The sequence below is a fragment of the Streptomyces sp. NPDC005648 genome, from assembly GCF_040605395.1.
Lineage (GTDB): Bacteria > Actinomycetota > Actinomycetes > Streptomycetales > Streptomycetaceae > Streptomyces.
Map to the genome: position 1 here is coordinate 78906 of NZ_JBEXCS010000003.1, position 26422 is coordinate 105327.

Here is a 26422-nt window from a genome sequence, read left to right on the forward strand (position 1 = left end):
GGCTTCCGCGCGGCCCGCAGACTCGTGACGTGGCGTTCCTGAGCACCACCGCGTCGCCCTCCTCGGTGTGCCTGCCGTGTGAACCACGCGTTCTCGCCGCTGCCCGTTCATCCCTGCGGCAGTGACGCTCCGAGCGCGCGGCCAGTCAATGAACGTGACGCAGAACGGGGTGTCGTGCCCTCCAGCCCAGGGAGCTCATCGCGACGGCGTTGCGCGAGGGCGCGGCCGACGGGCAGGCGGACGCCCGGTCCGCGAAGGACGTGCTCGCGACCCTGCCCGGCGGCTGTCTGCTCGACGCCCAAGGCGTCACCAGCGGCATCCGGGAGTTCGAGCGGCTGAGCGAACAGGGCTGCCGTGCCATGGACGACGGGAACTTCGCGGGCGCCTCCGGCATCGGCCACCACGACCGACGCCATGGCGGCCGCTCGAGTCGCACGCCAGCGGCGGTGAACAGATCCCCCCACAGCCATCGGATCCTGGAGCAAGCCGAACCCGGCGAACCTATGCGGTCACGGCACTGGGAAATGACATATCCAGAAGCCACCATCAGCTCAACCCACCCGAGCGGCATCAAGAGTTGGCTAACCACTACGTCCTTAGAGAAGGCGTTTCGGGAGATCTCCTCCACGGCAAGTGGCTACGCGTGCACGACACCCTGGGGTGGACGGTTGGTCACTGCCTGGCTCTGACCAGCCCGGCGTCGTACGCCATGATCACGGCCTGGATGCGGTCGCGCGCCCCGATCTTGGCGAGCACCCGCCCGACGTGTTTCTTCACCGTGGACTCGGTGAGGACGAGCCGTTCGGCGATCTCCGCGTTGGTCCAGCCGTGGCCGACGGCGACCAGGACCTCTCGTTCGCGGTCGCTGAGAGTCTGCAGCCGGGGGTCCGCCGGCGCGGGTGTGCCGGTCGGTGCGAGGACCTGATGGGCGTAGGCGTCCAGCAGACGCCGGGTCAGGCTGGGGGCCACCACGGCGTCGCCCGTGGCGACCGCCTGGATGCCCGCCACGAGTTCCTCGGGGCGGGCGTCCTTGAGCAGGAAGCCGCTGGCGCCGGCGCGCAGGCCTTCGTACGCGTACTCGTCGAGATCGAACGTGGTCACGATGAGCACACGCGTGCGGCCGCCGGTGCCGACGATCCGGCGCGTCGCCTCCAGGCCGTCCATGCCGGGCATGCGGATGTCCATCAGGACGACGTCGGGGCGCAGTTCGGCGGCCAGGCGGACGGCCTCGGCGCCGTGTTCTGCCTCGCCGACGGGAGTCAGGCCGGGGGTGCCTTCCAGGAGCATGCGGAAGCCGAGGCGCTGCAGGGGCTGGTCGTCGGCGATCAGCACGGTGGTCATGGCAGATGTTCTCCCGATGGCGAGGGGCCGGGTGCGGAGGACATGTTGAGTACGACGTCCACGGCCCAGCCGTGTCCGGTGCCGCGAGGGCCGATGCTGACGGTGCCGCCGTACATGGCGGCCCGCTGACGGATGCCGACCAGGCCGTGCCCGGGGCCGTCGGTCTCCGGTTTGGGGCTCGCTTGCTCGCTCGCCCCCGGTGGTGCCCCGGTGTCGGCGATCCGTACCCGTACCGTGCCGGCGTCGACGGCCACGGTGACCTCGGCGGTGGAGCCGGTACCCGCGTGCTTGAGCGTGTTGGTCAGCGCCTCCTGGACGATGCGGTAGACGGTGAGCTGTACGCCGCTGCCCAGTGAGTCGAGATGGCCCACGGTCCGGTAGGTCACCGTCAGCCCCGCCGTGCGGACGCGAGCCAGGAGAGGGTCCAGATCGTCGAGTCCCGGCTGCGGGCTGAGTATCCGTACGTCGTCCTGTTTCTCTCGCAGGACGCCCAGCACGCGGCGCAGTTCACCCATGGCCTGCCGGCCGGTGTCGCCGAGGAGGCGCAGGGCCTCGGCGGATTGCTCGTTCCTGTTGGCGGCGAGCGTCGCGGCGCCGTCGGCGAGACCGACCATGACGGAGAGATTGTGGCCGAGGATGTCGTGCATCTCGCGGGCGACCCGGGACCGTTCGGCGGCGGCGGTGAGCTGGACGCGTTGGTCGCGCTCGATCTCCAGGCGGGCGGCACGGTCCTCCAGCGTAGCCAGATACATCCGGCGGATGCGCAGCGTCAGGCCGGCGGTGATGGCCGCTGTCGCCGTCCCCAACAGGAAGAACAGGCCGAGCAGAGGATTTTGGACCGGCAGCAGGACGGTTGCGGCCAGTACCAACTCGACTGCGGTCAGGGCGGCCGCCCAGCCCAGCGCGCGCAGTGAACCGTACAGGGCCAGGCTGTACAGGGCGACGAGCGCGCTGACGTTGGCCTGCTGCCAGATGCCCAGGGACCACTGGGTGAGGGAGATCAGCGATATGGCCAGGAATGTGGCGGCCGGGGCCTTGCGGCGCCACCACAGCGGCGCGATGAGGGCGGCGGCGGAGGCGAACAGGATCCCGGAGGGTGGTTGGCGGTAGCCCGCCGCTTCCCCGAAGGGACCAACCGTCCCAGGGGAGAGCAGGTCGGGCAGGCTGACGGCGGCGACGAGCAGGACCACCGCCGTGTCGAGCAGCCATGGATGCCGTCGGTCCAGCTCCCGCCGGTGGTTCTGGCCGCGCAGCACACAGCCCAGGAAGGGGTGCGCCCAGGCGGCGTCCAGGCCAGGGGGCGCCGTGCGCGACGTCCCCTGGCCTGTGTCGGCGGCGGTTGCCGCGCGGCTCGGACTCATGGCTTCCATTGTCACCGTTTCGCTGGTCAGGCGTCGGTCCGGACCAGTCGGAGGGCCGCCCCGGCGAGAGTCAGTGCCACCCAGCCGGTGAAGACCGCGAGTCCGGCCCCGGGCGAGAGAGTGTGCGCGGCCTGGTGCAGGTGGTAGATGGATGATCCCGCGTTGCTGGGGAGGTAGGGGTTGATCGTGTTGTACCACGAGTCGGGCAGCAGGTTGGCCAGGCCGGGAAGGATGAGCAGGATGCCGACCAGGACCGCGATGGCCCCCGCGCTGGAGCGGAGCAGCATGCCCAGGGCCACACCGAACACGGCCACGAGTCCGAGGTAGAGGCCGGCGCCGACCAGGCTGCGCAGCACGCCGTCGTCGCCGAGGGACATCGCGATCGCGTCACCGTGCAGACCCAGGGTGCCGAGCTGGAACGCGGCCAGCGCACCGATCGTGGTGGCCACCAGCGTGATGAGTCCGATGACGGCACTCTTCGTCCACAGGACCGGCAGCCGTCGTGGAACCGCGGAGAGTGTGGACCGGATCATGCCGGTGGTGTACTCGCCCGCGGACATCAGCACTCCGAGGACGCCCACGGCCAGCGACGCGAACGTCGAGCCGAGCAGGGCCAGGCTGACCGCGTCCTGGGTACCGGAGCCGGACCCGGGGCCGGGCGGCTGGCCGGTCGTGGCGTCGGGGCTGTAGGTGGCGGAGGCGATCGCCCCGAGAGCGATCAGCAGGAGTACGGCGACGCCCAGGGTGATCCAACTGGAGCGCAGCGACCAGAACTTGGCCCACTCCGAACGCAGCACCCGGCGGCCGGTCACCTTGCGGACCACGGTCTGAGCGGGGGCAGGGGCAGGGGCGGGAGCAGAGGCAAGGGCGGTGGTAGTCATCAGGCGGCCTTTCGCTCGGTCTCGGCGGGGGCGCTGTGGTATTCGACGGCGTCGTGGGTCAGCTGCATGAAGGCCTGCTCCAGGGAGACGGACTGCGGGCTGAGTTCGTACAGCGCCACACCGTGTTGAGCGGCGATCGCGCCGATCTCACGGGCATCACGTCCGGACACCAGAAGTTCCTCGTCGGCGGAGGAGCTGATCGTGACATCCGGGCCGGCCAGCAGCGAACGCAGCTTCGCGACCTGGGCGGTGGCCACCTTCACCCCGCCGCCGGCCTCGCGGACGAAGTCGTCCACGCTGGTGTCCGCGAGCAGCCGGCCCCGTCCGATGATCACCAGGTGGTTGGCGATCAACGCGGTCTCGCTCATCAGGTGCGAGGAGAGCATGACGGCACGGCCCTCCGCGGCCAGCCCGGCGAGGAGGTTGCGCACCCACAGCACGCCCTCCGGGTCGAGGCCGTTGACCGGTTCGTCCAGCATGACGACCGCCGGATCGCCGAGAAGAGCCGCGGCGATGCCGAGCCGCTGGCCCATGCCGAGGGAGAAGGCACCCACCCGCTTCCCGGCCACGCTGGTCAGCCCGGCCAGTTCGATGACCTCGTCCACCCGGCGGCGCGAGATGCCGTGGGTGTGTGCCAGGGCCATCAGGTGGTTGAACGCGGTGCGCCCCGGGTGAACGGACTTGGCTTCCAACAGGGAGCCGATCTCGTGCAACGGTGTGGCGTGCCGGGCGTAGGAACGTCCGTTGACGGTGACCGAGCCTTCGGTGGGAGCGTCCAGGCCGATGATCATGCGCATGGTCGTGGACTTGCCGGCGCCGTTGGGGCCCAGGAAGCCGGTCACCTCACCTGGTTTGACGGTGAAGCTCAGGTGGTCGACGACCGTCTTGTCCCCGTATCGCTTCGTCAGATCATGTACTTCGATCACGGGCGTGCCTTCCTCGCCTCGGCCACGGACCACCCGCGGCATCTGCCTTTGAAGCTACGGAAGTTGCCGGTCACATCTGTGGGACCACAGGGGACACTTCGGCAGGGGAGTGGTACCCCGGTCCCACTCGGGAGGGTCCTGCGGTCTACCTCTGCATCCCGGCTCGTTCGGCGTAGCGCCCGTCCGTGATGCGCTTACTCAGCGACAACATGGGCGGCGCCGACGCACGACAGCCACCTGCTCCAACTCGACCGTCCTTCTGCGGAGCGGACACGGCCCGGAGTCCGCAGGGAGCCGGACACCCGGGTCGCCGAAGGGGCCGTACCGACCCGGAAGTACTGGATCGATACGGCCCGCAGGTGGCCGACGACGTCGGCGGCCGACTGTCCGGCAGGGACTCATGCGAGGTGTGTCCCTGGCAGTGAGGTCACATGTGCACGACGGGTGCGGCGTCGGGGTCCTGCTCCGGTACACCGCGCCGGTAGAGGAGGAAGCTGACGATCAGGCCGACGGCGAAGAAGACGGCCGACCATCCGTAGGCGGTGGAGTACGCCTCCAGGCCGGCGTGGGCCTGGACGGCGGGGTCCCTGGGGTTCCTGCCGGCCAGGTAGTCGGTGGCCGCGCTGGTGGCGAGGGTGTTGAGCAGGGCCGTGCCGATCGAGCCGCCGATCTGCTGCATGGCGTTGACGGTGGCGGAGGCGACCCCGGAGTCCTTGGCGTCCACGCCGGCGGTGGCCAGGCTCATGGAGGGGGCCATCACCAGGCCGAGGCCGAGGCCCGTCAGCACCAGCGTAGGCAGGATGTCCGTGACGTACGAGCTGTTCAGGTCGAGGGCGGTCATCCAGACCAGGCCGGCGGCGGCCAGGCCCATGCCGAGCGGCACCACCGGCTTGGGGCCGATACGGGGGACCAGCACGCTGGAGGCAAGCGTGGAGGCGATCACGAGCGCGCCGACCATGGGCAGGAAGGCCAGGCCGGTCTCGACGGGTGTGTAGCCCAGGCTCTGCTGCAGGTAGTAGGTGAGGAACAGGAACACGCCGAACATGCCGGCGCCGCTGATCAGCGTGGCGATGAAGGAGGCGCCGCGGTTGCGGTCGAGCAGGACGCGCAGGGGCAGCAGGGGGTGCGAGGACTTGGTCTGCCACACGGTGAACGCGGCGAGCAGGACGGCTCCGGCGACCAGCCAGCCCAAGGTCTGCGGGGAGCTCCAGTCGTGACTCTCGGCATTGGAGAAGCCGTAGACCAGGCTGAACAGGCCTCCGCCGACGAGGACGGCGCCGGGGATGTCGAGCGTGGCGGTCTTGTCGCGGGCGGTGCGGCGCAGCAGGATGGCACCGCCGACGAAGGCGATGGCGGCGAAGACGAGGTTGACGTAGAGGGTCCAGCGCCAGTCGAGGTGCTCGGTGAGCAGACCGCCGAGCAGCAGGCCGATGGCGCCCCCGGCGCCGGCGATGGCGCCGTAGACGCCGAAGGCCCTGGCGCGTTCCTTGGCGTCGGTGAACGTCGTGGTCAGCAGCGACAGTGCGGCCGGTGCGAGCAGAGCGCCGAACAGGCCCTGGCAGGCGCGCGCGGCGACCAGCATCTCGAAGCTGTGCGCGGCGCCGCCGACGGCGGAGGCTCCGGCGAAGCCGACCAGGCCGACCAGGAAGGTGATCTTGCGGCCGAAGAGATCGGCTATGCGTCCGCCGAGCAGCAGCAGGCTGCCGAAGGCGAGCGCGTAGGCGGTGACGATCCACTGCCGGTCGCCGTTGGAGAAGCCCAGGTCCTTCTGGGCCGAGGGCAGGGCGATGTTCACGATCGTGCCGTCGAGCACCACCATGAGCTGGGCGATGCCGATGACGCCGAGTATCCACCAGCGGTGGCGAGGCGATGCGGCGGAGGACGGGAGCGGGGACACGGTGGCCGTGTCCGTTCCGCCGATGGAGGTTTGGGACATGACGAACTCTCCAGCCGAGAGAAGTGGTCGAGAGGGAGGAAGGTGCGGTGGTGCGGTGCGGACGGCTGCTTCGTCGGAGCTCGTCACGTGATGCGGCGCGCCGGCGGGAAGTGAGGGGTCAGGCCGCCGGAATGCCCGAGTGACGGATTCCTGCGGTGCGCTGAAGGACGGCACTGAGGGGAAGCACGACCGCGACCGGCTTGGCTTCCTGCTCGGGGCCGCTCTCTTCGAGGGCCTGTCGGCGAGCGGCTTGGGCCGATGCGGGGGAGAAGGTCTGCCAGTACCGGGCCTGGCGGTTCACGGTGCTGATCAGCGGTATGAGGTCGGTCGTGGCCGGGACCCCGGGGATGCCCAGACGGTCTGCTGCCAGGTCCCCGAGGGACCGCCGGAGCACGCCGTGGAGGAGATCGCGCAGTTGCTCCTCGGGCAGGATCGCGCCCGGCACGTGAGCTGTCGCGTGGGCCTGTGCGCCGACCAGGGCGGCGGTCGCGGCGCGTGAGCCGTCATCGGGTGCGGCCGTCACGGCGTCCAGCAAGTCCTTCAGGCGACGGGCGTCGGCATGGTCGGCGACGTCCTTGTACAGGCTCTCGTCGAGCCCCAGGAGATGAGCGATGTACGACCAGTACCGGTAGAGGTGGTGCTCCTCCTCGCCGGTGATGTCGATGCCGACGGCCGCCAGGGCCTCGAAGGCGATCAGAGTGAAGCCCAGCCAGGTGCGAGCCATGTCGAGCTGGCCGATCGGCAGCCCCGGGGCACCCATGTCCCAGTCCGTCAGGGATGCGGCCCGCAGACGGGCGTGGCGCAGCCGGACCTCGACGGTGGCCACGTAACCCGGCCCGCCGCGCAGCAGCCCTCCCGGCCGGATGGTCTGCCGTGCCCACACCCCGGTCTCCACGAGCCGGCGTGAAATCGTGGGCGTCGGCCTGTCGGTTCGGATCAGTTGCCGTGCGCCGGCCGGCGACGCGCAGGCGTGGACGAGCGCGCCGGTGATCGAGCAGAGCCCGAACCACAGGGGCGGGACGGACAGGCTGACGACGTCGCCACGGTGAAGCATCAGGGGGTCGACCCAGTCCGGGGTGGTCTCCACCTGCTTCAGGAGCGCCGCGACCGCTTCAGGCGGCCGCTCGTCGAGACGTGCGAGGCCTTTCCTCAGGCCGGCGTCGAGCGCCCGCCGCGCCTCGGGGCCGTAGAGGTCGAGCTCTGCGATGACGGCGTCGGCGAGCGGATCCCCGGCGGTGAGCAGAGGTGCCATGCGGTCGGCCTTCATGGTGTGTCGGCGGCCCACCGTCTCCATGCCGATCACAAGTTCGCGGGTTGCGTGAGGGGTGTGGTTCGCGGTCATTCGGGGCTCACTTCCAAGGGGGCGATCGCGGTTGCCGGGCGCACGATGTCCCAGACCGATGGGTCGTGGGGGTGGCTGCCAGAAGCGCCGTCTGACACCCGTCAGATTAGCGAGAATCTGACGGGTGTCAAGTAAGGTGGTGTCCTGTGCGGCACGAGCAGCACAGGCGTGAGCAAACAGCCATGGAGGCGGCGATGGGAGCACGAACCGAGTCCGTTCGACGGCCGGGGCGTCCCGGGGCGGGCACTCCTTCGGTGCCCAGTGAGGAGAGCGTTCTGCGGCGCGGCCTCGAGGCCTTCGCGGAACTGGGCTACGACCATGCCTCCGCCCGCGAACTGGCCCGCCGACTGGGCGTCAGCCACAACTTCGTCAACGACCGGTACGGGTCCAAGGCGGCATTCTGGCGTGCGGTGATGGACCACGCCCTGGGCCCGCAGCTGGCGCGCCTGCCTCAGGTGGATTCCGCTGTCGACGACGCTGAGCGGCTGAGGCAGATCATCACCGGCTTCTACCGGGCCGCGGCGGACACACCGCTGGTCGGACGCGTCTTCGTCGACGAGTCCACCCGGGACACCGAGCGGTTGGACTACCTGTACGAGCGCTACGTCGCCCCCGTCCTGCAGCTCATGGCGCCCAGCATCGAGCGGCTCGTCGCCTCCGGCCGCATGGCGCCCACCCCGAAGGACGTGCTGTTCTTCGCTGTCATCCCGCCCGTCGGGGGAATGGTGGACGGCCCTATGGCGCGGCGCCTGGGCAGGCCCGAGCACGACTCGCCACAGCAGCTCGCGGCGAGGGCGGACGCGCTGGCCACGCTCGTGGTCAACGGACTGCTCGGCCCGGGTGTGCAGGCCCACTGAGCTCGGTTCCGGGCCGGTCCGGCGGATCTCGTGACGAGAACGGGCCGGCCGCGGCAGCATGCGACCGGCACGGATGGCCGGTCGGGTGTTCGACCAGGAACCCCGCCATCCGCTACTCGGCCGTCCTGGGCCCATTGGTCTTCTCAGGTGGTCCGGTGATGGCGGCCGACGCTACGCGACCTGTGAGGGACTGCCGTACAAGTCCCTTCGCACGCACATGCGTTGGGTCTCCAGGCTGACCCGAGGGCCCCAAGGTTTTCCGGCGGAAGAGGCAAGCATGGACGAAGAGCCGGGAACTCCCGGTCCGGCGACGGGCGGGCTGCGGATACCCCCGATCATGCTGAAGGTCCTGGTCGCGGTGGCCGCGGGGACGGCCACGTATGCGATCGCCAATCTGATCGACGAGTCCCAGCAGGAACTGTGGCAGATCGTTCTGGCCGTGGGCATCGGAGGTGCGGCACTGATCGGCCAGTACCTGGACGACTTCGGACAGCGCCTGGCCTCCGTGGAGGTCGGCAAGCAGCTGACCAGGCGTGACCAGCGGGATGCCCTGACCGTTCAGCACCACGAGATGACGGAGCTGGTGAAGCGGGGTTTCCGGCGGGTCAGCGAGGTAACCGAGCTGTTGGGCAGCCTCGATGCCTCGGGGATGCCGTCCGACGAAATCTCCCGGCTGATCAGGAGTGCCACGCAGCTGGGATCACAGAGCCGTGGCATTGTGAGGGAGTTTGCCCACTCCGAGATCACGCGTGTGGCCTCGATGATGACGGCTCTTGCCTCGTGGGGGACGGCCGACTGGGAGGGGGAGAACAACGAACTGCTCATCGCTCTCACCCGGTGCGTCTGCGAAGGCATCTAAGCCACCAGCAGCTTCGTCGACCTGGCCTTCTGGAAGACGGCGACCGCGAAGCAGTACCTGTCTGTCCAGAGCGAGGCGATCCGGCGTGGTGTGAAGGTCAGGCGCCTGTTCATCGTGCCGACCCCGGAGGTACTCGACGACCTTGACGAAACCCTCCAGGAGCACAGGAACGCGGGCATCGAGGCCGGGGTCCTGGTGCTGTCCGAGCTTCCCTCCGCCATCCGGGTGGGCGAGACGCCGGACATCGCCATCCTGGACGGAGAGCTGTGCTTCGAGAACAAAACGGACCGTCGGCTGCCGCCACCCGTCCGCGACCGCGAGCATGTCCTGCACAGGACCGCCTGGCGACGCCATCACCAAGCCGTCGCGACGGCCTGCCACCAGCAACGACACCACCTGCCGTGACAGAGGGGCTCGATCTACTTATCCGAGAACCACGTTCGGTGGTACGGCATCCGCTTTGTACCTCCCGAGTCGGACGAACAGCATTTCACGCATGACCGCGATCCTGTGGCCTTGATTTGAGGAGGCCAATTGAAGCTTATCTGGCATCCGTAGGAGTGAATAACAGTCGCAGTGGGGAAATGAGCGCGTGGACGCGACAAGATTTATGTGTAGCGTACGTACATGACCTTGATCGTCCGCCTCCTGAGGCGCCTGCAGGCAGTGTACTTCTGGTCACTCGACTTGAGGCGGTTTCGTTGGGTTCTCTTGGCAGACTTCGTGGTATTTACATTCACTGGCGTCTGTGACTTCTTTTTGACGGGAGGTGAACTTGTCTTTTCGAGTCTCATTAGAATCGCAATTGGGATGATTAATCTGGTTGGCTGGTTCGAGGTGCGCAAATATCTGAAAACAATGGTTACGTCACTCGCCCCCTGGGGATTCCCGAGCGTTATCGCGGGTCAAGCGTCCTCGATCCCCATGCTTATTATTCCGTTCTGGATCGAGATCAGCGGCTACCTGCACGACTTCCTCGATTTCGTAGTCCTAATCATCCCCGCCTTTCTTCTATTCTTTGCAGTAGCCATTCCTCTGAGTGCCATCATTGACCACAAGGGTTCGCTAACTCTGACCTGGGGCCTCGTTGCCGCCCTCGTACCTTTCGCTGGCTTGCTGCAGTTTTGGTATGTGACCTTTTATAAGCCGGACCACGAACGGCCGCGCGTCAATGTAATTGTCGAACTTGACAAAGTGAGGCAACATCCTGGCGATACGCAAATGCGAGGAACTATTACGTTGGAGAATGTAGGCACGGCGGAGGTCGCCGTTTTGGAAGCCGTGTATGCTGTCACGGGTCACACGGTGGAGCCAGCAGGCCATACGTTGGTCCCCGCCGACGTGCGTCACGCCCTGGATAAGCATCGAGCCACCTGGGACGATGAAAGTGAATATAAAGGTCTGCTCAAAGTTGGCCGCTTTATTCGTCGCGGCGGACACCTGACGCCAGCACAGAAAGTCAAGACTTCATTCGTCTTCGACGTTAAAAGCTATCCGCGAGAGAAGCTGCGCCTAACTGCATCCCTTTCCCTAATTAACAGCAACGCCCATTTTGATAAGTTCAAACCATGTGACCCAATCCCAAATGAAACGTATGAATGCTTCCAGACTAAACTGCCGCCGCAAAGTCTTATCCGCTACCTTCTCGGGGACGGTCCCATGGCTCAAATTTCATTCTTCCAACCTACTGAGACTGTACGCGTGCCTCATTTGGTAACGAATTTTCTTGCGCTTAACTGGAAGGGGGATCCTGGTAAGGACCCAAACAGTCAAGTGAATGCTCTCGACCCTTTCCATACAAGTCGTGGTGTGACAAGTAGTGTCGAATTCAGAGTGGACCGCTAGTACTACAGCCGGTGGTTCACGCGACGTGACGGCGGAATAGTCCATGAACCTCGGGGGGCAGCCGCCGTCCGCCGGCTCCGCCCATGATGGTATTCCGAGGTTTGGCTCGCACGGGCTCAGTAAGCCGGTGAACAGGTCACATGAGGCAAAGGCCCGCGTAACCGCAGTTGTCCTTGGGGAAAAACCACCGTACTCCGAACGCAGGTTAGGTTGCCGCGGCCGATCAGCGGTCGGATTATGGCTCCATGGACTACCGTCCGCTACTCACTCAGCATGCTGTCCAGCTGACACGCGACGTACCGCGATGGGACGAAGCCGCACGACTCACTGGACTCGATCCCTATGTGTGCAAGGCGTCGTACGTCTGTGGTGTCATGCGGGAGCTCATGCAAGCCTCCGGGCTCAACTTCGCGGCCAGCTACCACCTGGGGTCGTTGTTCCTTGCCCTCGACGCCACCGAACTACTTGGCCGGGTCGTCGCCGGCAAGCGCGGAACGGATCATGTCACGCAAGTCCTTCGGGGAGGCGTGGGGTACCTGGAGAACCATGGTGACCCGGAGATTGCGCGCCTTCCGCACTCCCAGGTGCAGTACGCGAAGCCGAGGAACTTTGCTGGCCACGGTGCATCCCAGCTACCGGAAAGTGTCAGTGACGATGGCCTACTGGTACCCGGCCTCGACTCCGTGCGCCTGGGTGGAGCCCGCTGGACCTTGGACATGGAGTGGCCCCCCGAGGTGTACACCGCCATCCGTTCCCGGTCGGTGCCGGTGGGTCAGGGCGTCTTCGTCGTCGCCCCCGCCCCCGTACACGACCATGCGCCCGTTCCCCAGCCGGTTTCCTGACATCCGGTCGGCCTGCAAACCAGCAGGCCCTGTGCACGGGAATGCCTCCATCGCGGCGGAGGAGAGGAAGGAGAGAACGGGGAACATGTCGACCGCAGGACCTCCCATAACGAACCACAGGCATGCCAGCAGCCAAGTGCCGCTTACTCAAATCACCCTCACACTCGGTTCGACCCCGTTTCGACCCCGCCGACTCACAGGCAGCGCAGGTCGCCGTAGCAGATGCTGCCGACGGCGGCGGACGCCGGGGTGGCCGGGACGGTGCCGCCCACGAGCAGGGCGGACAGAAGGGCGGCCGCAGTGCCGATACGGGTGGCGCGTGGGGGGAATCTCATGCCCTCATGATGACGCGCGTAGACAGTGGCATGTGAATGACAACTCTGGAGGTTCAGCTGTCAAGTCGGATGTGTTTTCCGGGAGTTAGCGTGAGCCGCACCGATGCCGCACCTGGGTCAGGGATCGGTGAGGAAACATCAAGCGCCGCAGGATCGCGCTCGCCCGGGCCATGCTGCGGAACGCGCCGGTGCTGGTCCTCGACGAGCCCACCACCGGCCTCGACGACGCGGCCACCGCCCGTGTCATGGGGCCCCTGCGCCACCTCACCGCCGGTCGTACGACGTTCCCCATCACCCACGACCGACGGCTGACCGCCCTCGCCGACCTTGTCCTCCACCTGTCCGACGGCACACTCGCACCGCCGGTGCCGGTGCCGGCACCGGGCACGGAAGGGACCGAGGCGGCCTGAACGCCGGCCGTCCGCACGGCGCTCGCCCCTGTTTCCGGTGCACCCCGGCTGCCGGTGGCAAGCCGGTCCGTCGCCGCCCGCGGGGAAGACACGCCGTCGCCCACGCGTGTCGGGGAGGGGTGAGCCGTGGGCGACGGAAGCCCCGGTTCCCCGGGGCCGGTGCGCCGAAAGTCTGCGGTCGTGCGACTTTGGTCTGGGATCGGCCCGCGCGGGGAGGTACCGGGCGCCGTGGCTGCGTAGATTTGTCGACCGTGAGCGACGAGACGCGGGCACCCGCGGTGACGGGGGTCATAGGGCGGCGCAGATGGCTGTTCCCGTCCGCCCTGCTGCACGAGATCGACCCGGACGCCGGACGCTCGGGCCGGCCCCGGCGCACCGCGCGGGACTGGATCGTCGACCTCACCTGCTTCCTGCTCGCCGCCGCCATCGGCCTCGCGGCGGCGGACACCCTGAACAACGACCCGCACACCCCGCACGCCCTCGCCGTCCTCGACCAGCTGCTCGGCGTGCTGGCCTGCGTGGCGGTGTGGCTGCGCCGCCGCTGGCCGACCGGGCTGGCGATCGCGATGATCCCGGTCGGCTTCCTGTCCGACACGGCGGGCGGCGCGGCGACGATCGCCCTGTTCACCCTCGCCGTGCACCGCCCCTTCCGGTACGTCGCCTGGATCGGCGGCGTCCAGCTCGCGCTGGTCCCGCTGTTCTACCTGCTGCGCCCCGACCCCGACCTGCCGTACGCGGGGATCGTGGCGTTCGCCGAGCTGCTCACCGTCACGGTCATCGGCTGGGGCATGTTCGTACGGTCCAAGCGGCAGCTGATGCTGAGCCTGCGGGACCGGGCCCGGCGGGCCGAGACGGAGGCGCGGCTGCGGGCCGAACAGGCGCAGCGGCTCGCCCGTGAGGCCATCGCCCGGGAGATGCACGACGTCCTCGCCCACCGTCTGACCCTGCTCAGCGTGCACGCGGGCGCCCTGGAGTTCCGCCCGGACGCGCCCCGGGAGGAGATCGCGCGGGCCGCCGGTGTCATCCGCGAGAGCGCGCACGAGGCCCTCCAGGACCTGCGGGAGATCATCGGCGTGCTGCGCGCCGGAGAGCCCGACGAGGCGGGCCGTCCGCAGCCGACGCTCGCCGCGCTCGACGCGCTGGTCGCCGAGTCCCGCGAGGCCGGCATGAAGGTCACCCTCGACAGCCGTGTCACCGACCCCGCCGCCGTCCCGGCCTCGGTCGGCCGCACCGCCTACCGCATCGCCCAGGAGGCCCTCACCAACGCCCGCAAGCACGCGCCCGGCGCCGAGGTCACGGTGACCGTCACGGGTGTGTACGGCGACGGACTCACCATGACCGTCCACAACCCCCCGCCCGAGGGCGAGGTCCCGTCCGTCCCCGGCTCCGGACAGGGCCTGATCGGACTCACGGAGCGCGCGACCCTGGCCGGAGGGCGGTTGACGCACGGCGCTCAGGGCGACGGCGGATTCCTGGTGCGCGCGTGGCTGCCCTGGGGGTGACGGTCCCGGCGGGCAGGGGGAGGGCCCGAGGGGCCGAGGCGCCAACCTCCGTGTGCGCGGCCGTGATTACGTAGGGCCCATGACTGCGATCAGAGTGCTCCTCGTCGACGACGACCCCCTGGTGCGGGCCGGCCTGTCCCTGATGATGGGCGGCGCGGACGACATCGAGATCGTCGGGGAGGCCGCCGACGGCGCCGAGGTCGAGGCGCTCGTCGACCGCACCCGCCCGGACGTCGTCCTCATGGACATCCGGATGCCGTCGGTGGACGGCCTGACGGCCACGGAGCGGCTGCGGGTCCGCAAGGACGCCCCGCAGGTCGTCGTCCTCACCACCTTCCACGCCGACGAACAGGTGCTGCGCGCCCTGCGCGCCGGTGCCGCCGGGTTCGTCCTCAAGGACACCCCGCCCGCCGAGATCGTCGACGCGGTGCGCCGGGTCGCCACCGGCGACCCCGTGCTGTCGCCCACCGTCACCCGCCAGTTGATGGAGCACGCCGTCGGCGGCGCCGCCGACACGCGCCGCACACGCGCGCGTGGACGCATCGCCGCCCTCAACGACCGTGAGCGCGAGGTCGCCGTCGCGGTCGGCCGGGGCCTTTCCAACGCCGAGATCGCCGCCGGCCTGTTCATGAGCGTCGCCACCGTCAAGACCCATGTCTCCCGCATCCTGGCCAAGCTCGACCTCAACAACCGGGTGCAGATCGCGCTGCTCGCGTACGACGCGGGACTTCTGGAGGAATCGGGGGGCAACGGGCACTAGCGGTCCCCGCCGGACGTTGGGCAAGGCAAGGCTGCGATCGGACGGGGCGTCACGGGACCGGGGGAGCGGACACATGGCGGAACTGATCGACCTGGGGGAGTTCGGCGACGGGTTCCGCAGGGACCCGCATCCCGTGTACGCGCGGCTGCGCGAGCGCGGGCCCGTGCACCGGGTGCGGCTGCCCGGTGTCGACTCCCACTTCGAGACCTGGCTCGTCGTCGGCCACGAGGAGGCGCGCGCGGCGCTGGCCGATCCGCGCCTCGCCAAGGACGGCAGGAAGATCGGCATTACGTTCCTCGACGAGGAGCTGATCGGCCGTCATCTGCTGACCGTCGACCCGCCCCAGCACACCCGGCTGCGCGGCCTGGTCTCCCGGGCCTTCACCATGCGCCGGGTGGAGGAGCTGCGCCCGCGCATCCAGCGGATCACCGACGACCTGCTCGACGAGATGATCCCGCGAGGCCGGGCCGACCTGGTGGACTCCTTCGCGTATCCGCTGCCGATCACCGTGATCTGCGAACTGCTCGGCGTGCCCGAGATGGACCGCGCGGAGTTCCGGAAGATGTCCACGGAGGCGGTCGCGCCGACCAGTTCGGAGTCCGAGCACGCCGCGTTCACCCGGCTCGCCGAGTACCTCGTCGAGCTGATCGAGGACAAGCGGTGCGCGGGCCCGACCGGTGACCTGCTGAGCGACCTGATCCGCACCACGGCGGAGGACGGCGACCGGCTGTCCGTGGGCGAACTGCGCGGCATGGCCTTCGTCCTGCTGATCGCGGGCCATGAGACGACGGTCAACCTGATCAGCGGCACCGTCCGCACCCTGCTCGCGCACCCGGCCCAACTGGCCGCCGTCCGCGCCGACATGAGTCTTGTCGACGCCGCGGTGGAGGAGACACTGCGCTATGAGGGCCCGGTCGAGAACGCCACGTTCCGTTTCGCCGCCGAGACCCTGGAGATCGCCGGTACCAGGATCGTGCGGGGTGACGCGGTGATGGTCGGTCTCGCCGCCGCCGACCGCGACGGTCTGCGCTACCCCGATCCCGACCGCTTCGACCTGCACCGCGACACCCGCGGCCACCTCGCCTTCGGCCACGGCGTCCACTACTGCCTGGGCGCCCCGCTGGCCCGTCTCGAAGCGCGTACGGCGATCCGGACCCTGCTGGAGCGAGCGCCCGGCCTGGCTCCGGACGGCCCGCCCGGCGACTGGCTGCCGGGCATGCTGATACGGGGCGTACGGACCCTGCCGGTGCGCTGGTGACCACCCCGCCCCGGCCCCCGGACGCCCACCCGTGACTCCGGCCCCCGGGTGCCCACCCGTGACTCCGGCCCCCGGGTGCCCACCCGTGGCTCCGGTCCCGGGTGCCCACCCGTGACTCCGGCCCCCGGGTGCCCACCCGTGACTCCGGCCCCGGGTGCCCACCCGTGCCCCCGGCCCCTGGCGCCCACCCGTGACCCCGGCCCCGGGTCCCCGCCGTGCGGGACTACGGGGTGCTTATCTGAACGCCGACTCCACCCGGCCCGGGATCTCCAGCAGCGCCACCGGTCTGCGCTCGCGCCGGGACACCTCGCAGGCCTCGGCGATGCGCAGCGCCTGCAGGGCCTCGCGCCCGTCGCACGGGTTGGTCCGCCGACCGAGCACGACCTCGACGAACGCGGCCAGTTCGGCCTCGTAGGCGGGCCCGAAGCGCTCCAGGAAGCCGGTCCAGGGCTTGCCGGCGGCCGGCGGCCCGGTCGGCTCGGTGGACGCGATCGGCGTGCGGTCGTCCAGGCCCACCACGATCTGGTCGAGCTCCCCGGCCAGTTCCATGCGGACGTCGTACCCGGCGCCGTTCAGCCGCGTCGCCGTGGCCGTGGCGAGCGTGCCGTCGTCCAGGGTCAGCAGGACCGCGCCCGTGTCGACGTCACCCGCCTCCCGGAACATCGGCGGCCCGGCGTCCGAACCGGCCGCGTACACGTCGACGACCTCACGTCCCGTCACCCAGCGCAGCATGTCGAAGTCATGGATCAGCGTGTCCCGGTACAGCCCACCGGACAGCGGCAGCCACGAGGGCAGGGGAGGGGCCTGGTCGCTCGTCAGCGCCCGCACCGTGTGCAGCCGCCCGAGCCGCCCCGCGCGCACGGCTTCCCGCGCGCCGACGTACCCGGTGTCGAACCGTCGCTGGAACCCCATCTGCAGAATCGTCCCGGCAGTTTCGACCTCGGCGATCGCGTTCAGCGTTCCGGGCAGGTCGAGGGCGATGGGCTTCTCGCAGAACACCGGGAGCCCCGAGCGTGCTGCCCGACCGATCAGTTCGGCGTGCGCGGCCGTCGCGGTCGTGATCACCACGGCGTCCACGCCCCATTTGAAGATCTCGTCCACCCCCGGCGCCGCCGTCTCCCCGAGGCGATTGGCGAGCTCCTGGGCCCGCGCGGGATCGGCGTCCGTGAGGATCAGCGACCCGACCTCGCGGTTGCGGCTGAGCGTGTTCGCATGGATGGTGCCGATCCGCCCCGTTCCGATGACCCCGATGCGCATGAAAACAAAGTGGGGGTTCGGTGGCCGAGCTGTCAATGCGTATGTCCGGACAATCGGACTACACAACTTCCCGTCAACAACGTGTGGAGCTACGCTCGGCCCGTGCCGAAACCAGATGTGGACCCGACCGTCTCGCTCGAGCTCAGCGTCGACCGGAGCTCGCCCGTGCCGCTGTACTTCCAGCTGTCCCAGCAGCTGGAGGCGGCGATCGAGCACGGAGCCCTCACGCCCGGCAGCCTCCTGGGCAACGAGATCGAGCTGGCCGCCCGCCTCGGTCTGTCCCGCCCCACCGTCCGCCAGGCCATCCAGTCCCTGGTCGACAAGGGCCTCCTGGTCCGGCGCAGAGGTGTCGGCACCCAGGTCGTCCACAGCCAGGTCAAGCGCCCCCTGGAACTCTCCAGCCTCTACGACGACCTCGAGGCCGCGGGCCAGCGCCCCGCCACGAAGGTCCTGGTCAACGCCGTCGTCCCGGCCACCGCAGAGGTCGCCGCGGCCCTGGGTGTCGCCGAGGACAGCGACGTGCACCGGGTGGAGCGCCTGCGCCTCGCCCACGGCGAGCCCATGGCGCACCTCTGCAACTACATCCCCCAGGGCCTCCTGGACCTGAACACGGCCCAGCTGGAGACCACGGGCCTCTACCGCATGATGCGCTCCGCGGGCATCACCCTGCACAGCGCCCGCCAGACGATCGGCGCGAGGGCGGCCACCGCCGCGGAGGCCGAACGGCTGGCCGAACCGGAGGGCGCGCCGCTGCTCACCATGCAGCGCGTCACCTTCGACGACACGGGCAGGGCGGTCGAATACGGCACCCACACCTACCGCCCGACGCGCTACTCGTTCGAGTTCCAGCTACTGGTCAGGTCATGAGCGCCGGGCCGCGACAGTCCTGACCGATTCGCTCGCCCTTGTCGCGCTGGTCGCAATGTCAGGACAAATAGAGGCGAGGCCGCGACGCCGTACGAGGACACGTGGCCGCGCCGATACACGGCCGGGTAGGGCATCCGCGAGCCACCGGCAACCGCCGGCCGGCGCCCGTCGCGCACGCCCCTTCGCTCCCCCGCACAGCACCCCGCCCCGCAGTGAGGCAGAATCGGCGGCGATGAGCACCTACGGCAACTTCACCGCCCCCATAGGCTCCCGCCGCGCCCCCGCACTGCGCACGGTCGGCACCCGGGAACGCCGCTCCCACCTGACCGCACCCCGCGTGCCCACGGTGGGCATCGACATCGGCGGCACCAAGGTGATGGCAGGCGTCGTCGACGCGGACGGCAACATCCTGGAGAAGCTCCGCACGGAGACGCCGGACAAGTCCAAGAGTCCCAAGGTCGTCGAGGACACCATCGTCGAACTGGTCCTGGACCTCTCCGACCGCCACGACGTGCACGCCGTCGGCATCGGAGCCGCCGGGTGGGTGGACGCGGACCGCAACCGCGTCCTGTTCGCCCCCCACCTCTCCTGGCGCAACGAGCCCCTGCGCGACCGCCTGGCCGGCCGCCTCGCCGTCCCCGTCCTGGTCGACAACGACGCCAACTCCGCCGCCTGGGCCGAGTGGCGCTTCGGCGCCGGCCGCGGCGAGGACCACCTCGTCATGATCACGCTCGGCACCGGCATCGGCGGCGCGATCCTGGAGGACGGCCAGGTCAAGCGCGGCAAGTACGGCGTCGCGGGCGAGTTCGGGCATATGCAGGTCGTCCCCGGCGGACACCGTTGCCCGTGCGGCAACCGCGGCTGCTGGGAGCAGTACAGCTCCGGCAACGCCTTGGTCCGCGAGGCCAAGGAGCTGGCCGCCGCGGACTCCCCGGTGGCCTACGGGATCATCGAGCACGTCAAGGGCAACATCGGCGACATCACCGGGCCGATGATCACCGAGCTGGCCCGCGAGGGCGACGCGATGTGCATCGAGCTGCTGCAGGACATCGGCCAGTGGCTCGGCGTCGGCATCGCCAACCTGGCCGCCGCCCTCGACCCGTCCTGCTTCGTCATCGGCGGTGGCGTCAGCGCCGCCGACGACCTGCTGATCGGCCCCGCGCGCGACGCGTTCAAGCGTCAGCTCACCGGCCGCGGCTACCGCCCCGAGGCCCGGATCGCCCGCGCCCAGCTGGGCCCCGAGGCCGGCATGGTGGGCGCCGCCGACCTGGCCCGCCTGGTCGCCCGCCGCTTCCGCCGCGCCAACCGGCGCCGGGTGGAGCGCTACGAACGCTACGCGCGCTACACGGAGGCCCGCCGCTCCACCCGGGACACCGCATGACGGCATCGCTGCCCCGCCAGGCGGCACCGCCGGGCGAGCCGGGCCGTCCGGCCGAGGACCACCGCCACAGGATCCGCCGCCGGGCGCTCACGCTGCTCATCATCGTGCTCCTCATCGGTGTCCCGGCCGGCTATCTGGTGATCTCCGCCGCCCAGAGCCGCGACAGCGGCAAGGACAAGGAGGCCAAGTACGCGGCGACCGGCCTGACCAAGGGCTGGCCGTCGAAGGTGCAGCGCCGCCTCTACCAGGTGCCGATGCCGCACCCCTCGGGCAAGGTCGCCTCCTACGAGACCAACAACTGGAAGACCAGCCGGCTCTACGTCCAGTTCCAGACGCCGCTGCGCAACCTCGACGTCTTCCTGAACGACATGGGCGTCAAGCGGTCCGACCTGAAGAAGGGCGAGATCACCATCAGCGCCCGCGACCAGAAGATCACCGGCTGGGACTTCACCAGCCCCGGCCCCTGGTACGGCCTGGTCCACGAGCAGAAGGCACCGAAGCCCACCCAGTACGTCATGATGAGCCTGGGGAACAGGAACAACCCGTTCTTCTACGTCGTCTCCCGCACGGTTCCGTGACGCGGCGCGCTTCGGCGCGGCCGCCGGAGCCGATTGTCAGACCCCGCCCGTAGAGTCGAAGACATCTGATCCGGGACACGGGCGGGAGGTGACAGGTCGTATGGGTGGCACGGTCGTCGTGGACGAGCGCGAGGCGGCGGCGGTCCCCGTCCGGCTCGCGGCCGTCTTCCTCCCCGCCCCCCTGCCGAGGGACGGCCGGATCGCCTTCTGGGACCCCGACGGCGGCCCGCTGCCCGCCGAGGACACCGAGCTCACCGTCGTACGACCGCACGGCGCCTCCGGAGTGCGGCGCAGGACCGCCCCCGCGCTCACCCTCCCGGTCGCCGAGGCCCTGCCCCTCCTGGTCCGCGCCCGGCGCGATCCGGCCGCGCACCCCGCCACCGCCTGCTGGGGAGCCGCGGCCCTGCACGCGCTGCGGCTCACCGCGCGCGGCCGCCTCCTGCCCGGCCTCACGGCCACCGGCCACGACGCGTGGCGGGCCGGCCCGCTGGACCCCGACGACCTCGCGCACCTGAGGTCCGTCGCCGCCGCCCTGCCCCACGAGGGCCACGCGGTCCCGCTGCCGGGCCCCGGCCCGCTGCGGCTGCCCGAGCCGGAGGCGCTGATGCGCTCCTTCCTGGACGCGGTCGCCGACACCCTGCCCCGCACCCCGGCCGCGCCGCACGCCCTCGGCAGGCCCTTCGCGGACCGCCGTCCCCAGCGGCTGCCCGACGCCCGGGACTGGGCGGCCGAGGTCGCCGCCGGCATGGACGCGGGCGTGCGCGTCTCGCTCCGTCTTGACCTGTCGGCGTACGAGCTGTTCGACGGCGACGACGTCAGGCGCACCGCGGGCGCCGCGATCGTCCAGGTGCACAGCCTCGCCGACCCCACCCTCGTCGTCGACGCGGCGGCCCTGTGGGCGGGCGAGGCGGACGCGGCGTTCGGCCCACGCGCCCGCGTGGACGCCGCGCTGGCCGTGCTGAGGGCCGCCCGGATCTGGGCACCGCTCGACCGGCTCGCCGAGCAGGACGTACCCGACGTCCTCGCCCTCCAGGACGAGGAGCTGGGCGACCTCCTCGGCCTGGCGGCGACGCGGCTCGCGGCGGCAGGAGTCGCGGTGCACTGGCCCCGGGACCTGGCCCAGGACCTGTCGTCCGCCGCGGTCGTCCGCCCCGCACCCGGCTCGGCGACGGACGGCACGGGCTTCTTCGAGAGTGAGGAACTCCTCCAGTTCCGCTGGCAGCTGGCGCTCGGCGGCGATCCGCTCACCGAGGCCGAGATGGACGCGCTGGCCGAGGCGCACCGCCCCGTCGTACGGCTGAGGGACCGCTGGGTGCTGGTCGACCCGGCCCTCGTCCGCAAGGCCCGCAAGCGCGAACTGGGCCTGCTGGACCCGGTGGACGCGCTCTCCGTCGCCCTCACCGGCAGCGCGGAGGTGGAGGGCGAGACCGTCGAGGCGGTCCCGGTGGGTGCCTTGGCGGCCCTGCGCGACCGACTGACCGCCGGAGTCCGGCCCGCCGACCCCCCACCCGGTCTGCACGCGACCCTGCGCGACTACCAACTCCGCGGCCTGGCCTGGCTGGACCTCATGACGACGCTGGGCCTCGGCGGCTGCCTTGCCGACGACATGGGCCTCGGAAAGACGATCACGGTCATCGCCCTGCATCTCAAGCGGGCCCGCGGCGAGCCCACCCTGGTGGTCTGCCCGGCCTCGCTGCTGGGCAACTGGCAGCGGGAGATCGCCCGTTTCGCACCCGGCGTCCCCGTCCGGCGCTTCCACGGCCCGGACCGCACCCTGGAGGACCTGTCAGGAGGGTTCGTCCTCACCACCTACGGCACCATGCGCACCACGGCGCCACGGCTGGCCGAGCAGCGCTGGGGCATGGTCGTGGCGGACGAGGCACAGCATGTGAAGAACCCGTACTCGGCGACGGCCAAGGCCCTGCGTACGATCCCGTCACCCGCGCGCGTGGCCCTCACGGGCACCCCGGTGGAGAACAACCTCTCCGAACTCTGGGCCCTGCTCGACTGGACGACCCCGGGACTCCTCGGCCCCCTGAAGTCCTTCCGCGCCCGGCACGCGCGTGCCGTCGAGAACGGCGAGGACGAGGAGGCGGTGCGGCGGCTGGCCCGGCTGGTCCGCCCCTTCCTCCTCCGGCGCAAGAAGTCCGACCCGGGCATCGTCCCCGAGCTGCCGCCCAAGACGGAGACGGACCATCCGGTGCCGCTCACCCGTGAGCAGGCGGCGCTGTACGAGGCGGTGGTGCGGGAGTCGTTGCAGACCATCGAGGCGTCTCAGGGCATCGCCCGCAGGGGCCTGGTGCTGAAGCTCCTGGGCGCGCTGAAGCAGATCTGCGACCACCCGGCCCTGTTCCTCAAGGAGGAGGCGGCAGCGGGCTCCGACGGCCGTCTGCTCGCCCGTTCCGGCAAACTGGCGCTGCTCGACGAGCTGTTGGACACCCTGCTGGCGGAGGACGGCTCGGCGCTGGTCTTCACCCAGTACGTCGGGATGGCCCGGCTGATCACCGCCCACCTCGCCTCCCGCGCGGTCCCCGTCGACCTGCTCCACGGCGGCACCCCCGTCCCCGAACGCGAACGCATGGTGGACCGCTTCCAGAGCGGCGCGACCCCGGTCCTCGTCCTCTCCCTCAAGGCGGCGGGCACCGGCCTCAACCTCACCCGAGCGGGCCATGTGATCCACTTCGACCGCTGGTGGAACCCCGCCGTCGAGGAACAGGCCACCGACCGCGCCTACCGCATCGGCCAGACCCAGCCGGTCCAGGTCCACCGCCTCATCACGGAGGGGACGGTCGAGGACCGTATCGCCGAGATGCTGGAGTCCAAGCGGGCGCTGGCCGACGCGATCCTCGGCAGCGGCGAGTCGGCCCTCACCGAACTGACGGACCGTGAACTGTCCGACCTCGTCTCCCTCCGGAGCCCGTCATGACCCCGGGCCCGGCCGACGAGGCCCGCAGGGCACTACGAGAGGCACGGGAGCGGCAGCGCCGCGGCGAGGGCCCTCCCGAGGCGCCTTCGACCCCGAAGGAACCCAAGGCCCAGAGCGAGGAGCAGCCCACGCCGACCGCCACACCCTCGACCGGCACAACCACCCCCGCAGGCAGGCCGGACTCCGCCGCGCCCGACCGGGATACCGAGGCGGCTGCCCCGGGCAGCGGGGCCGCCGGCCGGGGCGGCGAGGCTGTACGGGTCAGCGGGGTCTTCACGCGGGGCGGGGAGGCCGGGCAGGAGGGCCGGGCCGCCGGCCGGGGTGGGGAGGTTGTGCGGGGCAACTGGGCCGTCAGCCGGGGCGGTGAGGCTGTGAGGGGCAGTGGGGCCGCCGGCCAGGGCGGCAAGGCTGTGCGGGGCAGCGGCAGCGGGGCTGCCGGCCGAGGCCGAGAAGCTGGGCAGGGTGGCCGGGCCATCGGTGCTCCTCAGGCCGATGAACTCGCTCCCTCCCCGCCGGCCGATGAACCCGTGGAGTCTTCGGCAACCGATCAACCCGCGCAGTCCCGGTCGGCCGATCAACCCGTTCCCTCTCCGCCGGCCGACCACACCGTGCCCTCCCCGCCGGTCGATGACACCGTTCACTTCTCGCCCGCAGATGAACCCGTGGAGTCTTCGGCAACCGATCAACCCGCTCAGCCCCGGCCGGCCGATCAACCCGTTCCCTCTCCGTTGGCCGGTGCCTCGGTTCACTTCCAGGGGGCCGATCAGCCCGCGCCTTTCCCGCCGGCTGATCAGCCTGTTGACTCCCCGGTGGCCGATCGGCCTGTTGACTCCCCGCAGGCTGACCGGCCTGCTGGCCTCCCGCAAGCCGAGCGACCTGCTGATGCACCGTTGGCCGGTGTCTCCGAACGCCTCCAGCGGTCCGATCGCTCGGAGCACTCACCACAGGGTGACGACCCCGTTCACTCCCCGCCAACCCATGACCTCCCGCACTCGCAACCGGCCGGTGAAGGTGTTCGCTCCCCGCAGGGCGGTGAGGCTTCTCATGCCCCGCCCACGAGTGGACCTCTTCATACCCCGCCCACGAGTGGGCCTCTTCATGCCCCAACGGCCGGTGGACCTGTCGAATCCTCGGCCGGCGACGATCCCGTTCCGCCGCGTGCGCGGCCCGCGCAAGTCGTGCGGGAGGCGTTGCGTGCCGCGCGGGAGCAGGCGCGGCGGGAAGCGGAGGCAGGTGAGCGCGCGGGCCGCCGTTCCGCGTCGGGACCGCGCCGCGCCGAGCGGGTCCCGGACGGGGCGCGCGGTGGTGCGTCCCGGCGCGCGCCCGGGGTGCAGGCACGTGACCTGCGGGAGCTGCTCGCCGGAGCATTCCGGATGCCTTCGGAGGAGAGTACGCCGGAAGGCGCCGACGACCGTACGGACCGTACACGGCAAGGGAGTTCGGTCCCAGGCACCTCCGGACGCAGCACGACCTCGGCACAGCCGGAGAGCGCGGCGGCCGAGACCGATGCCGAGACGGACCGTACGTCCACCGCACGCCCCTCCCACCCCGCACGTTCCGCGCAGACCGGCCCCACCCCCGAGCCCTTCTCGGCCGTCTCCGCCCTGCCCCGTTCCATGGCGGCCCCCTCCCGCGACGGCGAACTGCGCCGCACCTTCCCCGCGTCGGCGCCCGCCGCGTCCACCTCCTCCTCCCCGGTGGATTCCCCTGCCCCCTTTGCCGGCACCTGGTGGGGAAACGCCTGGGTCACCGCCCTGGAGGAAGGCGCGTTGGACCCCAAGCGCCTTGCGCGGGGCCGGAGTTATGCCGAGCAGGGGCATGTGGACGCCATCACCGTCACCCCGGGCCTGGTTCTGGCGTATGTACAGGGCAGCCGGCCTCGCCCGTATCGCGTGCAGGTGCGGTTGCGGACGCTGGACGACGCCGACTGGGCGCGGTTCCTGGACGCCGCCGCCGAGCGGCCCGGACATATCGCCGCCCTGCTCGACAAGGAGCTGCCGCAGTCCCTCGCCGACTGCGGGGTGCCGCTGCTGCCCGGCCCGCGCGATCTCGACCCGCACTGCAGCTGCCCCGACCGCGGCCACCCCTGCAAGCACGCCGCGGCCCTCTGCTACCAGACCGCCCGCCTCCTCGACGCCGATCCCTTCGTACTGCTCCTCCTGCGCGGCCGCGGTGAGCGCGAACTGCTCGACGCCCTCTCCCGCCTCAGCGCCGCGCGGGCGGCCCGGGCAACCCAGGAGCAGGAGCCCGCCCAGCTGCCGGGAGTCCGAGCCACCGAGGTCGCGCTCGCGAGCCGCCGGCTCCCGCCCCTCCCCGCCCCGTTGCCCGTGCCCCCGCACCCCGAGCAGCCCCCGGTCTACCCGGCGGCCCCGGGCGGACCGGACCCCTTCGCACTGGACCAGCTGGCCACCGACGCCGCCGCCCGCGCCCACGCCCTGCTCACCACCGGCCGTGACCCGGTGGCCGAGCTGACGCTGTGGCAGGACGCGGTCCGGCTCGCCGCCGCCCGCCCGGGTTCCGGCCTCACCGCGACGACCCGCGCGCTCTATGCCTCCCTCGCCTCCGCCGCCGACCGCACCCCGTCCGACCTGGCCCGTGCCGTCGCCGCCTGGCGGCAGGGCGGCCTCGAAGGACTCACCGTTCTCGAAGAGCCCTGGGACCCGCCCGCCGGTCGCTTCGACCGCGCCCGCCCCCTCCTGCTCGCCGCCGACCTCCCTGCCTTCCGCCCTTGGCGCAACCACCTCACCCACCCCCGCGGCCACCTCCAACTCCGTCTGGGCCGCGACGGACTGTGGTACGCCTACGAGTCCGAGCCGGGCCGCGACGACTGGTGGCCCCGTGGCACCCCCGACCTGGACCCGGTGGGCGCCCTCACCGGCCTGGGTACCCCGACCGACCTCTGACCGCCGACGACCGGGCACGGCTCATCGGCGGCTCCCGCCTCGGCCGGCCGGTCGC

Annotated in this window: 21 protein-coding genes and 2 pseudogenes; 15 read left to right on the top strand and 8 right to left on the bottom strand. The window is 70.6% G+C overall.

Annotated features, from left to right (window positions below; translation table 11 throughout):
* Window positions 1-209 precede the first annotated feature (209 nt).
* On the top strand, window positions 210-689 hold the full coding sequence (locus ABZT17_RS02700) for a hypothetical protein (RefSeq protein ID WP_356342798.1): 480 nt from the start codon (window positions 210-212) through the stop codon (window positions 687-689).
* Here ABZT17_RS02700 and ABZT17_RS02705 read toward each other — a convergent pair.
* The 6 genes from ABZT17_RS02705 to ABZT17_RS02730 all read right to left on the bottom strand — a co-directional run bounded on the left by ABZT17_RS02705 (window position 673) and on the right by ABZT17_RS02730 (window position 7787).
* On the bottom strand, window positions 673-1341 hold the full coding sequence (locus ABZT17_RS02705; protein ID WP_356342800.1) for a response regulator transcription factor: 669 nt from the start codon (window positions 1339-1341) through the stop codon (window positions 673-675). The genes ABZT17_RS02700 and ABZT17_RS02705 overlap by 17 nt on opposite strands.
* Window positions 1338-2702, bottom strand: a complete 1365-nt coding sequence (locus ABZT17_RS02710) for a histidine kinase (RefSeq protein WP_356342802.1) — start codon at window positions 2700-2702, stop codon at window positions 1338-1340. The genes ABZT17_RS02705 and ABZT17_RS02710 overlap by 4 nt, the downstream gene beginning before the upstream one ends.
* A gap of 26 nt (window positions 2703-2728) precedes the next feature.
* Window positions 2729-3583, bottom strand: coding sequence for an ABC transporter permease subunit (locus ABZT17_RS02715; protein WP_356342804.1), 855 nt, complete (start codon window positions 3581-3583; stop codon window positions 2729-2731).
* The gene (locus ABZT17_RS02720) at window positions 3583-4509 is read right to left on the bottom strand and encodes an ATP-binding cassette domain-containing protein (protein ID WP_356342807.1); all 927 of its coding nucleotides are present in this window, start codon (window positions 4507-4509) and stop codon (window positions 3583-3585) included. Before ABZT17_RS02720 ends, ABZT17_RS02715 begins: the two co-directional genes overlap by 1 nt.
* A 427-nt stretch (window positions 4510-4936) precedes the next feature.
* Window positions 4937-6445, bottom strand: coding sequence for an MFS transporter (locus ABZT17_RS02725; protein ID WP_356342809.1), 1509 nt, complete (start codon window positions 6443-6445; stop codon window positions 4937-4939).
* Between the two features lie 118 nt (window positions 6446-6563).
* Window positions 6564-7787: an oxygenase MpaB family protein gene (locus tag ABZT17_RS02730; RefSeq protein WP_356342811.1), complete on the bottom strand. Its 1224-nt coding sequence runs from the start codon at window positions 7785-7787 to the stop codon at window positions 6564-6566.
* A gap of 254 nt (window positions 7788-8041) precedes the next feature.
* Between ABZT17_RS02730 and ABZT17_RS02735 the strand changes: the two genes are divergently transcribed.
* The 5 genes from ABZT17_RS02735 to ABZT17_RS02755 all read left to right on the top strand — a co-directional run bounded on the left by ABZT17_RS02735 (window position 8042) and on the right by ABZT17_RS02755 (window position 12190).
* Window positions 8042-8644, top strand: a complete 603-nt coding sequence (locus ABZT17_RS02735) for a TetR/AcrR family transcriptional regulator (protein WP_356342813.1) — start codon at window positions 8042-8044, stop codon at window positions 8642-8644.
* A gap of 277 nt (window positions 8645-8921) precedes the next feature.
* Window positions 8922-9503, top strand: a complete 582-nt coding sequence (locus ABZT17_RS02740; RefSeq protein ID WP_356342815.1) for a hypothetical protein — start codon at window positions 8922-8924, stop codon at window positions 9501-9503.
* 90 nt (window positions 9504-9593) lie between these two features.
* Complete coding sequence (locus tag ABZT17_RS02745; protein ID WP_356342818.1) at window positions 9594-9908, top strand: hypothetical protein; 315 nt, start codon at window positions 9594-9596, stop codon at window positions 9906-9908.
* A gap of 222 nt (window positions 9909-10130) precedes the next feature.
* Window positions 10131-11348: a hypothetical protein gene (locus ABZT17_RS02750; protein WP_356342820.1), complete on the top strand. Its 1218-nt coding sequence runs from the start codon at window positions 10131-10133 to the stop codon at window positions 11346-11348.
* Between the two features lie 245 nt (window positions 11349-11593).
* Window positions 11594-12190 (top strand): hypothetical protein, encoded by a 597-nt coding sequence (locus ABZT17_RS02755; protein ID WP_356342823.1) that lies wholly within the window; start codon window positions 11594-11596, stop codon window positions 12188-12190.
* Between the two features lie 206 nt (window positions 12191-12396).
* Here the strand turns inward: ABZT17_RS02755 and ABZT17_RS02760 are convergent.
* A pseudogene (locus tag ABZT17_RS02760) lies at window positions 12397-12525 on the bottom strand (ribonuclease); the annotation flags it as partial.
* A 140-nt stretch (window positions 12526-12665) separates the two neighbouring features.
* On the opposite strand from ABZT17_RS02760, the pseudogene ABZT17_RS02765 reads away from it, so the two are divergent.
* From ABZT17_RS02765 to ABZT17_RS02780, 4 genes and pseudogenes are all read left to right on the top strand, one after another.
* Window positions 12666-12935: pseudogene (locus tag ABZT17_RS02765) on the top strand (ABC transporter ATP-binding protein); the annotation flags it as partial.
* A gap of 242 nt (window positions 12936-13177) precedes the next feature.
* Window positions 13178-14437: a histidine kinase gene (locus ABZT17_RS02770; protein ID WP_356342825.1), complete on the top strand. Its 1260-nt coding sequence runs from the start codon at window positions 13178-13180 to the stop codon at window positions 14435-14437.
* A gap of 79 nt (window positions 14438-14516) precedes the next feature.
* The gene (locus tag ABZT17_RS02775; protein WP_356342828.1) at window positions 14517-15197 is read left to right on the top strand and encodes a response regulator transcription factor; all 681 of its coding nucleotides are present in this window, start codon (window positions 14517-14519) and stop codon (window positions 15195-15197) included.
* Between the two features lie 73 nt (window positions 15198-15270).
* On the top strand, window positions 15271-16455 hold the full coding sequence (locus tag ABZT17_RS02780; RefSeq protein WP_356342830.1) for a cytochrome P450: 1185 nt from the start codon (window positions 15271-15273) through the stop codon (window positions 16453-16455).
* Window positions 16456-16689: 234 nt separating this feature from the next.
* Here the strand turns inward: ABZT17_RS02780 and ABZT17_RS02785 are convergent, their stop codons facing one another.
* Window positions 16690-17712 carry a Gfo/Idh/MocA family oxidoreductase gene (locus ABZT17_RS02785; RefSeq protein WP_356342832.1) on the bottom strand — a complete coding sequence of 341 codons (1023 nt, stop codon included), beginning with the start codon at window positions 17710-17712 and terminating at the stop codon, window positions 16690-16692.
* A 117-nt stretch (window positions 17713-17829) separates the two neighbouring features.
* On the opposite strand from ABZT17_RS02785, the gene ABZT17_RS02790 reads away from it, so the two are divergent.
* The 5 genes from ABZT17_RS02790 (at window position 17830) to ABZT17_RS02810 (ending at window position 26367) form a co-directional block, all read left to right on the top strand.
* On the top strand, window positions 17830-18579 hold the full coding sequence (locus ABZT17_RS02790) for a GntR family transcriptional regulator (RefSeq protein ID WP_356343048.1): 750 nt from the start codon (window positions 17830-17832) through the stop codon (window positions 18577-18579).
* Window positions 18580-18811: 232 nt separating this feature from the next.
* Window positions 18812-19960 (top strand): ROK family glucokinase, encoded by a 1149-nt coding sequence (locus tag ABZT17_RS02795; protein ID WP_356342835.1) that lies wholly within the window; start codon window positions 18812-18814, stop codon window positions 19958-19960.
* Window positions 19957-20538 (top strand): sugar kinase, encoded by a 582-nt coding sequence (locus ABZT17_RS02800; protein WP_356342837.1) that lies wholly within the window; start codon window positions 19957-19959, stop codon window positions 20536-20538. Before ABZT17_RS02795 ends, ABZT17_RS02800 begins: the two co-directional genes overlap by 4 nt.
* Window positions 20539-20638: 100 nt before the next feature.
* Window positions 20639-23464, top strand: coding sequence for a DEAD/DEAH box helicase (locus tag ABZT17_RS02805; protein WP_356342839.1), 2826 nt, complete (start codon window positions 20639-20641; stop codon window positions 23462-23464).
* Between the two features lie 1373 nt (window positions 23465-24837).
* The gene (locus ABZT17_RS02810; protein ID WP_356342841.1) at window positions 24838-26367 is read left to right on the top strand and encodes an SWIM zinc finger family protein; all 1530 of its coding nucleotides are present in this window, start codon (window positions 24838-24840) and stop codon (window positions 26365-26367) included.
* Window positions 26368-26422: the final 55 nt, after the last annotated feature.